General features: G+C 45.0%; 17 protein-coding genes. 1 reads left to right on the top strand and 16 read right to left on the bottom strand.

Annotation, left to right across the window (positions count from 1 at the left end; translation table 11 throughout):
* Positions 1-20 precede the first annotated feature (20 nt).
* The 11 genes from QFZ80_RS27245 to QFZ80_RS27290 form a co-directional block, all read right to left on the bottom strand.
* Complete coding sequence (locus tag QFZ80_RS27245) at positions 21-866, bottom strand: ATP-dependent DNA ligase (protein WP_307561985.1); 846 nt, start codon at positions 864-866, stop codon at positions 21-23.
* 853 nt (positions 867-1,719) lie between these two features.
* Entirely contained in the window at positions 1,720-2,226 is a 507-nt protein-coding gene (locus tag QFZ80_RS27250) for a zinc-binding dehydrogenase (protein ID WP_307564250.1), read from the bottom strand.
* Between the two features lie 6 nt (positions 2,227-2,232).
* A complete protein-coding gene (locus QFZ80_RS27255) occupies positions 2,233-2,730 on the bottom strand; it encodes an alcohol dehydrogenase catalytic domain-containing protein (protein WP_307561986.1) in 498 nt (165 codons plus the stop codon).
* Positions 2,731-3,021: 291 nt separating this feature from the next.
* Positions 3,022-3,804 carry an SDR family NAD(P)-dependent oxidoreductase gene (locus tag QFZ80_RS27260; protein WP_307552831.1) on the bottom strand — a complete coding sequence of 261 codons (783 nt, stop codon included), beginning with the start codon at positions 3,802-3,804 and terminating at the stop codon, positions 3,022-3,024.
* A gap of 291 nt (positions 3,805-4,095) precedes the next feature.
* The gene (locus QFZ80_RS27265; protein ID WP_307552829.1) at positions 4,096-5,094 is read right to left on the bottom strand and encodes an NADP-dependent oxidoreductase; all 999 of its coding nucleotides are present in this window, start codon (positions 5,092-5,094) and stop codon (positions 4,096-4,098) included.
* 91 nt (positions 5,095-5,185) lie between these two features.
* Positions 5,186-6,265 carry an alkene reductase gene (locus QFZ80_RS27270; RefSeq protein WP_307552827.1) on the bottom strand — a complete coding sequence of 360 codons (1,080 nt, stop codon included), beginning with the start codon at positions 6,263-6,265 and terminating at the stop codon, positions 5,186-5,188.
* Between the two features lie 50 nt (positions 6,266-6,315).
* On the bottom strand, positions 6,316-7,068 hold the full coding sequence (locus tag QFZ80_RS27275) for an SDR family NAD(P)-dependent oxidoreductase (protein WP_307561987.1): 753 nt from the start codon (positions 7,066-7,068) through the stop codon (positions 6,316-6,318).
* Between the two features lie 354 nt (positions 7,069-7,422).
* Entirely contained in the window at positions 7,423-7,995 is a 573-nt protein-coding gene (locus QFZ80_RS27280) for a TetR/AcrR family transcriptional regulator (protein WP_307552822.1), read from the bottom strand.
* 258 nt (positions 7,996-8,253) lie between these two features.
* Complete coding sequence (locus tag QFZ80_RS39195; RefSeq protein ID WP_373460438.1) at positions 8,254-8,436, bottom strand: helix-turn-helix domain-containing protein; 183 nt, start codon at positions 8,434-8,436, stop codon at positions 8,254-8,256.
* A gap of 197 nt (positions 8,437-8,633) precedes the next feature.
* The gene (locus tag QFZ80_RS27285; protein ID WP_307561988.1) at positions 8,634-9,440 is read right to left on the bottom strand and encodes a TrmH family RNA methyltransferase; all 807 of its coding nucleotides are present in this window, start codon (positions 9,438-9,440) and stop codon (positions 8,634-8,636) included.
* 10 nt (positions 9,441-9,450) lie between these two features.
* Positions 9,451-10,110: a potassium channel family protein gene (locus tag QFZ80_RS27290; protein ID WP_307552818.1), complete on the bottom strand. Its 660-nt coding sequence runs from the start codon at positions 10,108-10,110 to the stop codon at positions 9,451-9,453.
* A gap of 153 nt (positions 10,111-10,263) precedes the next feature.
* Between QFZ80_RS27290 and sspI the strand changes: the two genes are divergently transcribed.
* Positions 10,264-10,467: a small acid-soluble spore protein SspI gene (gene sspI, locus QFZ80_RS27295; protein WP_057307674.1), complete on the top strand. Its 204-nt coding sequence runs from the start codon at positions 10,264-10,266 to the stop codon at positions 10,465-10,467.
* A 59-nt stretch (positions 10,468-10,526) separates the two neighbouring features.
* Here sspI and QFZ80_RS27300 read toward each other — a convergent pair whose 3' ends face one another.
* From QFZ80_RS27300 to QFZ80_RS27320, 5 genes are all read right to left on the bottom strand, one after another.
* Positions 10,527-11,252: an MtnX-like HAD-IB family phosphatase gene (locus QFZ80_RS27300; RefSeq protein ID WP_307552814.1), complete on the bottom strand. Its 726-nt coding sequence runs from the start codon at positions 11,250-11,252 to the stop codon at positions 10,527-10,529.
* An 84-nt stretch (positions 11,253-11,336) separates the two neighbouring features.
* Positions 11,337-12,431: a Gfo/Idh/MocA family protein gene (locus QFZ80_RS27305; protein ID WP_307552812.1), complete on the bottom strand. Its 1,095-nt coding sequence runs from the start codon at positions 12,429-12,431 to the stop codon at positions 11,337-11,339.
* 20 nt (positions 12,432-12,451) lie between these two features.
* Positions 12,452-13,081: a ThuA domain-containing protein gene (locus tag QFZ80_RS27310; protein WP_307552810.1), complete on the bottom strand. Its 630-nt coding sequence runs from the start codon at positions 13,079-13,081 to the stop codon at positions 12,452-12,454.
* Between the two features lie 32 nt (positions 13,082-13,113).
* The gene (locus QFZ80_RS27315) at positions 13,114-14,274 is read right to left on the bottom strand and encodes a Gfo/Idh/MocA family protein (RefSeq protein ID WP_307552808.1); all 1,161 of its coding nucleotides are present in this window, start codon (positions 14,272-14,274) and stop codon (positions 13,114-13,116) included.
* Between the two features lie 85 nt (positions 14,275-14,359).
* Complete coding sequence (locus tag QFZ80_RS27320; protein ID WP_307561990.1) at positions 14,360-15,391, bottom strand: LacI family DNA-binding transcriptional regulator; 1,032 nt, start codon at positions 15,389-15,391, stop codon at positions 14,360-14,362.
* Positions 15,392-15,464: the final 73 nt, after the last annotated feature.

The following is a 15,464-nucleotide window of genomic DNA, read 5'->3' on the forward strand; positions in this document are numbered from 1 at the left end:
ATTTCAGTCTTTTTTTATGCTCAGGTAACGAATTCCATGAATACTGGGGACCGAAGTTTTCCGTTTCGGGTCCAATTTCTCGTCTTAATCCTCGCCATAATGCGTGGTTCCATATAGGCAAAATTCTTGTCTTCCTTGAATACTAAGCGATTCTTCACACTGACTAAGGCTTTCTGGTGAATTGGTGTTACACCTGACTCTATAACCCCGACTGGGAACTTAGAGCCATCAGCTGCATCAATAGACGCCAATAAGGCAAAATTATTTTTTCTGTAACCGGATATGTATACATCCGCATAAGTCCAATTAATCACCTTTTGCCACTGTTTGGAGCGTTTTTCTACTTCATATCTGGAATTCGCTTTTTTAGATTTAATCATGATACCCTCAAGTCCCCTCCCGCGAACCTGCTCAAAATATTCAACTGCATTTCCCTCAAACACTTTAACCTTTTTATAATTCTCATTTTCAATGAAAGCCTTGTCCAACAGTTCTTTACGCCGCAGTAAAGTTAGACCCGTGACGTCAATTCCTTTGTATCTCAAGATGTCAAATGCGCAGAATATCACAGGTGTTTTGTTTTTACTTGATAAAAACCTGGCCGACATGGCTTCAAAGTCTGATTTCCCTTGATCATCAATAACCATTAATTCACCATCAAGTATGGTTCCTTCAGGCAAGGGGCAATTATACAATTCGGGGAATTTATTTGTAATCAGCTGATTATACCTCGTATAAATATAGAGTTTATCCATATTAGAAATAATACACCTTAGACCGTCTAATTTTATTTCCGCTATATGATTTTTACTATAAAATGGTTTATTATCTTTTGCATCGTGCGCTAGCATAGGAGAAACGAACATTTTTTTATCACCCTAAGCTAAATGATACTGCACCGTTATTCATCTGCCTAATGGAACTTGGAGGAAAAATGGATGTGATGATCTCCACTCAAATGGGCGGATCTTTTCGACGCGAATAACAGCACTTTTCTTCGGTTGGCATCCAACGATCTGTTTTGTGATTTGATAGGAGGAACGAACCTTCTGCATCGGCTTGGGAGAAGATCGTGGGTTGGTATGGGCACGTCAATGGGGACTTGATTTGATAATCGCAGGAAAGCTGGGGTGGAAAGTCAGAAAGCTGGGATGGGATTTTGCTAGCTGGCTCCGATAGAAACAAAGAAAAAAATTGGTGATCTAAGCCTAGACAAGTCTATAGCTTTAAAAATGTTATATCTAGGTCAATCAAAGAGCAAAGCGTATAAGTTTAACGAAATAAATTTTTTAACAAGAACAGAAGTAAAAAAGCTAAAGAGAGTTGTTAGAGGCGAAAACTTCAATAAGCTATCTATATCAATCAACTTTACAGATTTTCCTTTTACATATTCAATGGCTGTTGTTGTAAAAAATGCCGTCTATTATGAATTATTAGATTAAGCAAATCTGCCCGTTAGCCGTCCGTGCATCCCCTGCAATGCACCACAAAGCATGAAAGTTAACCCGTTCTTTCATGGTAGTTGAGCGAATCGGTTTGGCAGTGTTATCAGTTGTTGTCCTTCTGGTTAACAGCCGTCATGCAGTCCGCTCCGCGCTGTTGCTGTCGGGAATGGGATAATGTTCATATCAATATCGGGAATGGGATAATACAAAAAAGCCGCGATTTACGCGGCGATTAATAAGATAATATTCGTCCCAGTGTTCAAAAAAATGTTATTCATTCTTCATCATCTACTATCAATATAACTTTCCCTAGGCTATGCCCCGTCGCAATCTTAGCAATCGCGGCATTCACTTCGTTAAAGGAGTACTCGGAATCAATCACTGGATTAATGTTGGTTTTTTCAAAATACTGTGTGATTGCAGCTAGTTGTTGTCCATTCGGCTGCACGTATATGAAGTCATAACTTTTCCTTTGCCATTTAGCGATACCATCAAAAGGTGCTCCCAGTAGACTGAATAGAATTTTTTTCGTCGTTGCTAGTTCTGGGATTTGATTAGCATAGCGAGCGTTGGGGCCTGCGTTTAACGACACTAATTTTCCACCAGGCTTCAGTATCTTCATTTGTTTATGAATTTCGCTGGCTCCTCGGGTATCAATAACGTAATCATAATCTGTCAGCATGTAAACATAGTCTTGTGTTGTATAGTCGACAAACTCATCTGCCCCGAGTCTTTGAGCCAAGGCACGTGCGGACCCGCTACCACTAATGGTGACGAACAGCCCTTGTTACTTTGCATAAGGAACGGCAATCTGACCAAAGCCTCCCGTACCACCAGAGATAAATAATTTCCCCCCTTGTTTAACATCTAGAATAGCTAGAGACTGAACGATCGTTAGCACAGACAGTGGCACGGCCGCCGCTTCTTTAAAGGAGAGATTGGCTGGCATTTTAGCCACGATCGCAGCATCTACGGCTACATATTCAGCAAAAGCTCCCATCGTATCTAGCGGTGGCATGGTGTAAACCTTATCACCAACTCTCAAATCCATGACATCGGAACCAACTTCAACCACAACGCCGGCCAACTCGTTGCCCAGCGTCAACGGAAAGGCATAACGATCAAACAACTTAACTTTGCCGGTAATCGCCAAGATAAGGTGTGGATCAACCCCAGCTACCTTAGTCTTAATCAAAATCTGCGTTGATTTGATTGTTGGAATAGAAATTGTATTGATCTGTGCAGTTAATTTTTTGGAATACCGAGAGATTTGTACAGCCCTCATTGGGTATGCTCCTTTACCTTTGATGATCTGGACTGTTTTGTGTACTGATTGAAGTAGACATAAAATTAATACTTTTATATCTACTTTACGAAAATTCCTTTTAAAAATTTCTCTGCAAATGTCACGGGCAAAGCCCTTCCATTTTAAAACAATTACTTTTTTTTCCTCATTCCATGAAACGGTTGCTAGAGGGGAATCATACGTTGATTCAGCTCCTTTAGGATATCTAAATCGTATAACAGAGAATCAATATCGATTTACTCGTTCATTGTTTAACGTTTCCCGTTCGAATCAATGCTCCGTCCTGTCCTGTGAGCTTCTAATTAAACGGGTCATCATCATACGAGGCAGCAACCGCGGCATAAACGCAATGAAACGGTTGCGGGCACCGGGCATTATTAATGTCTTGCCACGCAAGAAGCCTCGATACCCTTCTTCAGCCACCTGTCCAGCTTCCATGATCGCGCCCTTCAACATTTTCGAGGCGCCCATTCCCGAACGATCAACAAATCCGGTTGACGTCAGCCCCGGGCATAATGCGGTTACAGTCACGCCTGTTCCGCTCACTTCGTTCGCCAAAGCTTCGGTGAACGACAACACGTACGCCTTCGTCGCATAGTAAACAGACATCATCGGTCCTGGGAAGAAACCCACCAAGGAAGCTACATTCATCACTCCACCTTGCCCGCGTTTGATCATATCCGGTAAGAATAGCTTCGTCATAACCGTCAGAGCCTTGATATTAACGTCAATCATATTCACTTCTTGCTCCATATCTGTTTCCATAAATGTCCCAAACAAACCGAAGCCGGCATTGTTGACCAAATAGTCAACGGTAATCCCCTTCTCCTTGAGCTCCGTGAAGATTTCCTCGGGTACCCCTGGTGCCGCCACATCCTTGGCGATGACCGTTGCCTGAATGCCGTATTTTTTTCGATATTCCTGTGCGAGTTCCACTATTTTACTCTCGCTGCGAGCCACCAGCACTATATTATGTCCGCCCTTGGCAAACCGATCAGCTAATTCTTTACCGATCCCTCCGGAAACCCCTGTGATAAGAACCGTCTTTCTCATTCTGGTATCCCACCTCATATTTAAATGTTATGTTTAAATCATATTGTAACGTTTCCAGCTACCTGGATTTGTAAACTAAACGAAACGAGTTCATTTACACGTGCTCAGCTGCGAAGACTTCGAGCTAAGTTGTAATTGCTTGATATAGCCGTTTCTTGTTTTCTTGGGCCAGGGCACGCACGGAGAGACTGAAAATTCGGGAATGATCATTCTAATAAAACAAAAAAAATATGTCGCTTTTCTAAAAGGTATATGTCTCTGTCATCGGAAATCCAGCTACGAGAGCTCGGCTTAGAACGTTACAATTACTTTGCCTTGCGAATGGCCAGTAGAGACTTTAACCAATGCCTTGTTAATGTCATTAAAATGATAAACGGAGTCTATTGAGGGCTTGATGTTTTCTTGTTCAACAAGATTAGTGACCTCTTGTAACTGACTGCCATTGGCCTGCACGAATATAAAACGATATTCAATTTGATGCTTGCGTGCCAAAGAATCGATGCGGGACCCAACTAAGCCAAACAATAGTCTTTTCCATAATGGAAAATTCCGATCAGCCGCAAAGTGATAATTTGGCGCAGCTTTCAAGGATACCAATTTTCCTTGGGGTTTTAAAATCCCCATTTCGGCTTTGATCTCTTTGGTTCCCAAGGTGTCGATCACATAATCAATGTCGGATAGAACGTCTGCATAGTTCTCTTCTTTATAATTGATGAATTGGTCTGCGCCAATCGACAGGGTACGTGATCTGCCTCTTTCACTGCCGCTTGTAATGACATACAAACCCATGGATTTGGCGATAGGAATTGCCATTGCACCAAAGCCTCCGGTTCCTCCAGGAATAAACAGCTTTTTATTGGGCTGAGCATGAAGTATATCATGTAATGCTTGATATGCCGTCAAAGCAGTCAGGGGTACAGCCGCTGCTTCAGTAAACGAAAGATTTTCAGGCATGATGGCTATAGCCTCTTCCTTCACCGCTGCGTATTCCGCAAAAGCTCCAATTTGGTTTATCGGCAATCGCGTATAAACATGATCACCCACACGGAAATTCACAACCTCTTTTCCTACGGCTTCAATAATGCCGGATAGTTCATTTCCTAAAGTTAATGGGAACTCATAATCAGAAATCATCCGAACACTGCCATTTATAATTAGAATATCTAATGGATTTACCCCCGCAGCTTTTACGTTAATGAGAACCTCATCGCTATTGATTACCGGTATTTCCACCTCATTCAGTTCCAGTTGAATTTTTTTTGAATACTTGTGCATTTGCGCTGCTCTCATGTCTTATCCTCTTTCTATGCATAATCAGTGCTCGCGGAAGATGTATGGCGAACAATTTTCAGTTGTACGCCATTTTTACCTATACCTATTGTTACCTTTCTTTAGAAGCTAATTCAGTCATCGTAGGGTAATCCGTATATCCCTTGCTTCCGTGACCAAAGAATGTTGCCGGATCCGCTTCATTCAATGGCGCACCTTTTTGAAGTCGTTCCACTAAATCTGGATTAGCTAATGACCATATACCGACGGGTACGAGATCAGCAAGACCACTATCTATGTCAGCGCTAAGATCTACCAGTGCCCGTCCAGCCCGATTAACTAACAATGGATTCGTCCAGAGGGAACGAATGTCTCGGAGCAGTTCTTCATTTCCGAGGTGCATAATATGAAGGTAAGCTAAATCCAATTGAGCTAATTCTTGCACCAGGTAACGGTAAAGTTCAGGACCTTGTTCACCATCTTGAATTCCCCCAAGAGGGGTCCCAGGCGATATGCGGAAGCCAGTTCTTTCGGCTCCAATCTCATCGACGATGGCTCTTGCTACTTCAATGGCGAAGCGAGCACGATTTTCTATAGATCCGCCATATTCATCCGTCCGCGTATTCGAACTTTCCGCGATAAATTGATTAATCAGATAACCGTTAGCTCCATGAATTTCAACACCATCAGCTCCTGCTGCAATAGCTGCCGCAGCCGCTTTGCGGAAGTCTTTAATGGTCGTTTGAATATCTTCTTTACTTAACTCACGTGGTACGGGGATATCCTGCATGCCTGTAACAGTAAACATTTCTACACCTGGCGCGATGGGGGAAGGTGCAACGGGTTGTCGATGATGGGGTGTATTGTCGGGGTGCGACATACGACCGGCATGCATCAATTGGATATACATATACCCACCTGCTCCATGCACTGCATCTGTAACTTTTCTCCACCCTTCAATATGCTTTTCCGTATAGATCCCGGGAGTCCACAAGTAACCTTGACCATCATCTGAAGGTTGCGCACCTTCTGTAATAATAAGTCCCATGGATGCGCGCTGGGCGTAATAAAGGGAAGCCTCCTCTCCAGGCGTACCGTCTTGTTGAGCTCTACTACGTGTCATTGGTGCCATCGCTAACCGATGAGGCAATTCCATTTTTCCGATTTTCGTTTTACTCCACAACTTTTCCATTCTTCCATATTCCCCTTTTCAAATGATGTATCCCATCAATCGAATAAATATTACAGCCCTTCAAAGATCGGATAGATTGGCCCTCTCAAATTGAAATCATAATTCTGGTCTACGATCCCTACCACTTCGTTGCTATCAAAAAGATCCAGCATGAAGCTCGCCATTTGCTTGGCAGTATGGTACTTAGGCAAGTTGGCTTTGTAATCAAAATCTTCGATATCGATTGATTTTTTCACGAATTCCGTTTCCGTTATGGCTGGTGCTAGAATTTTTGCCTTTGTTTTCGCGCCTTTCAGTTCGAGTTCTTTTGCAAGCCCTTCTGTGAAGGCACTCACATAATATTTAGATGCAGAGTAAGCAACACTACCGACAGCAATGATATATCCGAGTGCTGATGACACGTTAATTAACTGAGTACCTTCTACGTCAGCATAATCTCGCACATATAGTGTTGAAAGGATGGTCAAGGATTCGATGTTAACGCGTAACATGGTTTCGACTTTTTGTAGTTTCTGCTCGGCTACGAAGGAGCCTTCACCAAGCCCTGCATTATTAATCCATGTCTCGATTTGATATTCCTTTAAATCGTTATACAGTGTATAGGCTTGATCCGTAACCGACAGGTCGCTTGTACGAATCACAACATCCACGTCAGGATGGTTATTTTGGATCGTCGATTTAAGCTCTTCTAATTTGTCCAATCTTCTGGCTACCAAAATCAAGTTTTTGCCACGTGCAGCGAACGCCAATGCTGTCTCATATCCAATGCCGGAGCTTGCTCCTGTGATCACGGTGTACTTCATATTAATCTCTCCTCCAGATTCATGTGTGTAATATAATTTAAGAATGATCATTCTAATTAGAATAAAAAAAAGTTAGTTATAAATCTAACTTACTTTTACTATATCATTTCTAGAACGAACGGTAAAGAATATTTTTTGAAGGATTAAATCCTACCTATGCCTAGAAAGTGATCCCGTTGGTCATTATACCCAAAGTTCTTCTCTTTTACGGTCAGGATACTAGTTCTTTTCTCGGAGAAAGACAAGAACTTGTATCATTGCAACAAATAAGGGTGTTCAGTTGCCCCTTCAGCTCTATCTGCTATTCGCCCGTATTGTTATGCTATTCAAAAATGACACTGGTTGTAGTCACGTTCAATCTAATACAGCCAGCGTCGTATCAACAATATCCTTTAGCTTTTGTTGATCCGTCGTGGTCTTAACCAATGTGCGTAGTCCCAACCAGGCATTCATTAAAAAGCGAGACATAACTTTAGCTTCAAGGTTAGCCCTGATTTCACCGGTTTGCTGCCCTTCCTGAAGAAGTTGAGTCAAAAACGCTTCAGTCTTGGAATAACTTTCCTCAACCAAGGAGGCAACTTCCGGATCCAATACGCCCAATTCCACACCCGAATTCACAAGTAAACATCCCAGAGGCTCTCCTTCATTTCTCAATGTCAATTGGAACATTTCCCGGATTAATTCCTTGACCGACTTTTGCTTTTCAACGAGAAATCTCATTTTTTGGGTTTGCTTAGCTTCATACCGTTCGAGAGCTTTCATAAACAAGGCATGCTTATCCCCAAACGTATCATAGATACTTCTCCGATGAATGCCCATAAAATCAACTAATTCCTGCATTGAAGTTTTCTCATATCCTTGTGTCCAAAACAGTTGTATTGCTTTATCCAATACTTCATTAATTTCAAATTCTTTGGATCTTGCCATTGTTATCACCTCAGACAATCATTATACATTTAAGTGAACAATCAGCAAACTGGATGTGAAAAAAACAAAAATAAAATCAAGCGTGGCGCTCGATTTTATTCTTTATAATGCAGTACACGATGATTCAGCTCGGTTTAACGAAGGATTCTTCGTTTGTCCGTATTCACCAAACATTTTGGTTCCTTTATGCTTCCGTTTTATATCAACCTTCAGGAACCATCAGCCATTAAATACTCGTGTTCTATAGTTTAATTTTTACTATTTCAAAGGCTTTTTACTCTCAGTTCCATTCAACAACCATTCAAGTGAACATCCGAATTTTAAATGAATAGAAACGACCGTTTCTACGGAAGGCTTACTTTTTCCGGACTCTATATCACTTAAACTCCCTTGGGAAACTCCTATTAACTTAGCAAATTCAATTTGATTAAGGTTATGTATTTTTCTGAAATCGTCTTACGTTGTCTCCAATGACATTCAAAAAACTCACTCCACAAATGGTTATAAAAAATCCCGATGTATCAAGGCTTTGAGCCACATCGGGACTGACTTAGTTGTGACAAATGTACGTTCCAAATCGATGACAAACTATATTACAAACGATGACAAAGTGAAAAACAACTCACATAACCTTTTCTCTATTGCAGTGGAACCAACCGCTGCCGCGATGCTTCAAACAGCAGCACCGTCGCGGCCATCGCGACGTTCAGTGATTCCGCTTTGCCCTGCATCGGAATAATCACCTGAACATCCGACTGTGCAGCGACCTCTGGCGACACGCCCTTGGCTTCGTTGCCGAGGATCAGCCACGTCGGCTGCCGCAGGTCCGTATCGTAACACGAGCGCTGCGCCTGCAGGCTCGTGGTCACAAGCCGCACGCCGCGCTCGCGCGCTCGCGGCAGCAGCTCAAGAAGATCTGCCTCCACAATCGGCAGATGATACATCGATCCCATCGTTGAGCGGATCGTTTTGGGATTGTACAGATCGACCGTGCCGCGGCCGAGCACAACAGCCTTAGCCCCGACGGCATCCGCGCTGCGAATGATCGTGCCAAGGTTGCCCGGATCCTGAACGCCGTCCAGGACCACCACAAGATCATGCTCGCCGGCGAGCAGCTCTTCCATGCCAAGCTGCGGCCGAGCCACAACGGCCAAAACCCCCTGTGGCGTCTGCGTATCTGAGCATTTTTCCAGCACAGCCTGGCTGACGCCAACCCACTCCACAGACCCTACGACCTGCTCAGGTAATCCAGCAGGAACCCCTTTTTCCAAGCTATAGATAATGGTCTCCACCGGAGCTCCCGCACGCAATGCTTCCTCTACGAGATGGTAACCCTCAATGATATATTTCCCTTGTTTGTCCCTGCCCCGGCGATCTAAAAGCTGGGCCCATTCTTTGGCTCTGGCATTCTGAACAGACATAATTTCCGTATGTGAACTTGTCATTTATCATTACCTACTCTGCAAAAGTCACTTCAAAAGTTTGAAGATTTGAATTTTTACCTACAATAACCAGAATATCATCTTGTTTAAGCGGCTCTTCCCCACTTGGCGGAATGACCAGCTGTTCATTTTGTTTGATCGCAATGACATTACAGCCATATTTAGCCCGGATATCGAGCTGTCTGAGGCTTTTACCAATTATTTGTGGAGACACCTTAATCTCAACGATACTGTAATCGGCAGATAGCTCTATGTAATCGATAATATTGGATGAAATAAGATGGTGCGCCACACGTTGTCCCATATCTCTTTCTGGATAAACGACTTTGTCTGCTCCAATCTTTTTTAACACTTTTCCATGCAGATCATTTACAGCTTTCACTACAGTCGTAGGTATGCCCATTTCTTTGAGGATTAATGTAGTCAGAATACTCGCTTGAATATCCTCTCCAATAGCCACAACCACAACGTCAAAATTACGAATACCTAGAGCTCGCAGCGCTTCTTCATCCGTAGAATCTGCTTGAACGGCATGTGTGACGAAAGCGGAAACCTCTTGAACCGTCTCTTCACGATGATCAATAGCAAGGACCTCAAACCCTAATTGTGACAATGTTTTAGCGACGCTAGACCCGAATCTTCCCATCCCAATAATCGCAAATTGTTTTCTCACTGTTGGCGTGTCCTCCAAACTCCTAAGATAATAAAGATTATAACATACTCATAGCCCGTATCTCACTATGAAAGGTGGCGAAGTATGGAAGGATGAACGGCTTGATACTTGCGCATATTAATAACGATAACGACATGGAAGCGAGGTCCACAAATGAACATCACCCTAAGACAGGCCATTGTCCAGAGAGTCCAGAATAAATCGAATAATGAGCTTCAGGAAGTGATTGAGGATTCCATCGGCGGAGAAGAACGGGTTCTGCCCGGACTTGGTGTGCTTTTCGAAATCATATGGCAGCATAGTGAAGCAAATATCCAAAACCAACTCGTAGAAACACTCAAAGAACATCTCGAATAACTCTACAATATCTGGCCAGCTAGCGGGTTGCCTGTGGCATTCCCTTAGCTGGTTTTATCCTAATCAGGGAACTTACAGGCAGTCGGAAATCTTCCTTGAAGACGGCGAATCGCAGTGCCACTCCTAAAAGAATCCCAAGCTGGTCTCAGTATGTTTAAAATATCATGAAACGTCTCGAATGGATAATAGGCCGTTCCTTCCTCTTTCAAATACCTAGCAAGACTCGCTCGCGCAAAAATCCAATCGGCAAAGCCGGAGCCATAATAGTCACTGCTGCCATCACCGATATAAATGACAAGCCATCCTTCCTCTTTTAGCTGCTTAACAACACTTGCCTTGCAGCACCCGCACCATTTGCATGCTGGATTCGTATTCTGAACCCCGAACTGAAATTCACCATCCTCCAAATAGGTAATCGGATTCCCGATAACATGGTTCACTTTCACTTGTTGTCGATTTAATATTTGCTCGATATAGTAAAGCATACCGTCACTTAAAACCGTAACCGGCACATCCTTCTGCCCACAAAAACCAATAAAATCCCGCGCTCCGTCCCGCAAATTTACACTCTCTAGCAATCGGTCCACGTGCTCCTGCCGATCAGCAAGCAATGGATACGCCGCTTCAATCCAAGCCAAAGAACCCACCTTTTTCTCTCGAAAAAGTCTCGATGCTTCAATAACCTTAGGTTCTTTTAGCACATCTAATCCTTCCATCAAAACATCGCCAACATCCTGTTCCATCAGTGTTCCGTCAAAGTCTGTTACGACCGCAATCTTTTGCATGTCTTACTAACCTCCAATAGCTTTGAATCAGTCCAATCAAAAAAATCCCCCTCTTACTTAAGAGGAGGATGCAGTTAACTCTTATTATAGCACGGAGTAAGGTGACAGAGGGGCTGGTTTCTCACAGCTGCTTTGCATCACATAATGCTTCCCTGAGTCGGACGCATCATGGAAGCCATGCATCGCCTCTAGCACGTGGTACGCCAGCTCACCATTCGCGCGGTGTGCATCACTTTGGCCGCTTATCAGAGCCTCAGCCATGGCCGCAACACCTAAACCGCGGTGGTTTTCTTTGTAGCCATGTGACAAAGGAATCGGCTCCCAATCTGAACCGCCTCTGCGAATAAGCACCTGACCTCCGAATGTATTCGGATCCGGAACACGTAAAGAACCTTGACTGCCGTAGATTTCAATGTTCGGCAGCTGAGTTCCACCCATAATATCAAAGCTTGTTACAAGCGTAGCAATCGCACCGCTGTGGAAATCCAGCACACCTGCAATATGAGTTGGGGTATCTACTGTAATTTTTTGTCCACGTTTCTTCTCACTAGAAATGGTGCGCTCTGGGAAACTAGCGGCAGCCGAACCGGTTACTCGGCGAATTGGGCCAAGTAAAGCCACAAGCGCTGTTAGGTAGTATGGACCCATATCGAACATAGGGCCGCCACCTTTTGCGTAATAAAACTCAGGATCCGGATGCCAGTGCTCATGACCTTTACCCATCATGAATGCCGTTGCAGCGATCGGGGTGCCAATCCAGCCGTCATTAATCAGCTTCAAACACGTTTGAATACCTCCTCCAAGGAACGTATCCGGTGCACTGCCAACCAGTAATCCCTTGCGGCGCGCAACTTCTAGGATCTGCAAACCTTCTTCACGGGTTACAGCTAGCGGCTTCTCCACATACACGTGTTTGCCCGCTTCCAACACTTGAATACAGACTTCGGCATGCGCTGCCGGAATCGTCAAATTAATCACAATATCAATATTCGGATCATTCAATAGCTCTTGAACCGTATACGCATGAGGAATGCTGAATTCCCCCGCCCGAGCCTTTGCTCTATCCAAGTCGATATCGGCACACGCGAGCAGCTCCAAATGCTCAAAGTTAGGGATATTTTTCATATAGGCCGCACTAATATTCCCGCAACCGATAATACCAACTTTCTTCTTACTCATCGCTTACTTCCCCCTAATCGTTATCGTGTTGCCCACAGCAAGCCGCGGCGCATTAATTCAAGTGTTTCTGGCATACGAACGATGTTAGCTTGATGACCCAACGAGTTATAATACACCTTGCCCGCTCCATACGTTTTGGTCCAAACAACCGGCATCTCCACATCGCCAAAGTCTGTAACCGCATGTACGTGAATGGCTGGATCCACATGCATGTAATACTTTTCCGAGACAACAACGAAATCATCCATGCCCTCCGTCAATTGATGCCCCCGATCCTTGATTCGAACCGTATACGTCACGCCGTCATTTCCAGGATGGGCTACCCACTGACCGCCAACCATGTATTGATATTCCACTTCATTACGGAAGGAATCTCCCATACCGCCGTGACAACCGGCGATTCCAGTTCCGCCTTCTTTGACCGCTGTGATTAACGGTTTCAACTGCTCACTTTCGATTTTACCCATGGTCCATACTGGAACGATAAGATCAACGCCCGCCAAGCGCTCCGCATCTTTGAAGCTATCCAATGTATCCGATACTTCCACGCCAAAGCCTTCCTCACGCAATAACCCTGCGAAAATGCCAGCCACCTCTTCAGGTTGATGACCGTCCCAGCCACCCCACACAATTAATGCTTGTTTACTCATTGCCAAAAGCCCCTCTCCATGCTTATCTATCCTTAGACTTCACTAATACTCACCCAACGACGCTGCGCAATGGATTGATCCACCGCTTCCAGCACCTCTTGACACTTCACACCATCTAGGAAATTTGGGACCGGCAGACGGTCTTCCGAAAGTGCGTTCATCAGCTCAACGACCTCGTGTACAAATGTGTGCTCATAGCCAATCGTATGTCCTGCAGGCCACCAAGCATCCATGTAAGCATGTGACGAATCTGTCGCCAGAACACGTCTGAAACCTTGTACATCCTCATCATCGCTTGTAAAATAAACCTGCAATTCATTTAAACGCTCAAAATCAAACTTCACACTGCCCTTACTACCGTTAATTTCAAAAGAATTCGTGCACCGGTGCCCTGGTGCAAAACGAGTGGCCTCAAAGCTGCCGAGCGCCCCGTTCGCGAAGCGTGCCATGAACAGCGTCGCATCATCAACCGTTACCGGTCCGTGCGGTGCATCCTTGCTGCCTTTGGCGCTAAGCCCTGTCATCGAAGACGGCAGTGGCCGCTCCTTAATGAACGTCTCACTCATGCCGATAACCTCCGTCATGTCACCGACTAAGAAGTGCGCCAAATCGATCAGATGCGCACCTAAGTCGCCGTGCGACCCGGAACCAGCAATCTCCTTCTGTAAGCGCCAGACCAGCGGGAACGTTGGATCTACGATCCAGTCCTGCAGGAACCAGGCGCGGAAGTGATAGATGTCTCCGAGTCGGCCGCTCTCGACTAGCTTCTTCGCGAGCTGAACCGCAGGAGCAAACCTATAGTTGAAGCCTACCATGTGCTTCACCCCGGCTGTTTCAGCCGCCTCCAGCATTTCCCTTGCATCAGCAAGGGTTAATGCCAGCGGCTTCTCGCAGAACAGATGCTTGCCGGCCTTCGCCGCAGCAAGCGCGATTTCCTTGTGCGCATCGCTGGGCGCATTGATATCGACGATGTCGACATCGCGATGCGTAACCAGGTCGCGCCAGTCGGTGACATACCCGTCCCAGCCGAATTGTTCGGCTGCGCTGCTGACACCGCTTTCATCTCTACCGCAGATGAGCTTCATCTTCGGTACCGCTGTCTGCGGGAAAAACATATGCAAATCCTTATACGCATGACTATGTGCTTTGCCCATAAACTTATAGCCAACCATACCAATATTGAAAGATTTCATAAAAGTGCGCCTCCCTAGAGTTTTACCTTGGCAAAACTAGCTTCGTTAGCATTTACTTGAGTTCTTTCATCCATATAACCATTACTCATTTATGATGACTGCTCTTCGATGATTGTCGCACAACCAATCTGGTCGGCAGCTTGATTCGCGTATCCTTCGTGCCTTCCCCACGCAGTAAACCCGCCAGCACACTACGTGCTGCTTCTTTGCCCATCTCATAGAAAGGCACATTGATGCTGCTTAGCGGTGGATCGCTGAGCTTAGCAGCATCCGAATCATCGCAGCCAATAATAGCGAAATCACGCCCGGCGATCCATCCTCGCTCACGGAGCCCTTGCATCAAACCGATCGCCATGCGATCATTAGCCGCAAATACCGCTTCCACCTGATCCCGATGTTCCCATAGCCCTGATGACGCTTCATAACCGCTTTTACGGCTGTAATTACCTTCAAGCAGCAACTCAGGCGGAACTTCTAAATCGGCTTCACTCATTGCTTTCATATAACCTTGAAGTCTATCGCCAGAGTTCGAATACTGCGGCGAACCGTTCAGAAAAGCAATCTTGCGATAGCCTTCTTCCTGTAAATGCCGAACAGCCTGATAACTGCCCTTTACATGATCCGCATCTACCTCATGAAAGGATAACCCCTCGAAGCTTTGATTGACCAAGCAAAAAGGCAGTCCCTGAGCCTGCAGCTGCATTAGTGATTCCCGCTGCTGCGGAGTATCCCTTGAACCCAGGATGACACAAGCATCCACCTTCTGAGAGCGATAAAGTCGGGTGTAATCCAAACTTTCATCCGGTGTTAATAGCGACAGCAGCATATCGTAGCCTTGCTCCCTTACTTGTTCCCCTATGCCGCTTAATATTTCCGCGAAATAAAAGGCAGAGAAGAGATGCACTTTGGGCATATAGGGCAGCACGACGCCAAGATTACCACTGCGTCTCCGAGCGAAGCTTTGCGCAATAGCATTTGGATGATAGTTGAGCTGTTTGGCAGATTCAAGTACACGCTCTTTCGTAGCAGGCTTCATGGGGCCTAGCCCATTGAATACACGGGATACGGTCGCCTCTGAAACCCCTGCTAGTTCAGCAACCTCTTTTCTCGTCACCATGCATAAGCCTCCGATAATTCATTCATTAAACTAACAATGTACACGCGTACATTTTCTCATCCAAAAGCCATTC

The organism is Paenibacillus sp. V4I7, assembly GCF_030817275.1.
In the GTDB taxonomy this organism is placed as follows: Bacteria; Bacillota; Bacilli; order Paenibacillales; family NBRC-103111; genus Paenibacillus_E.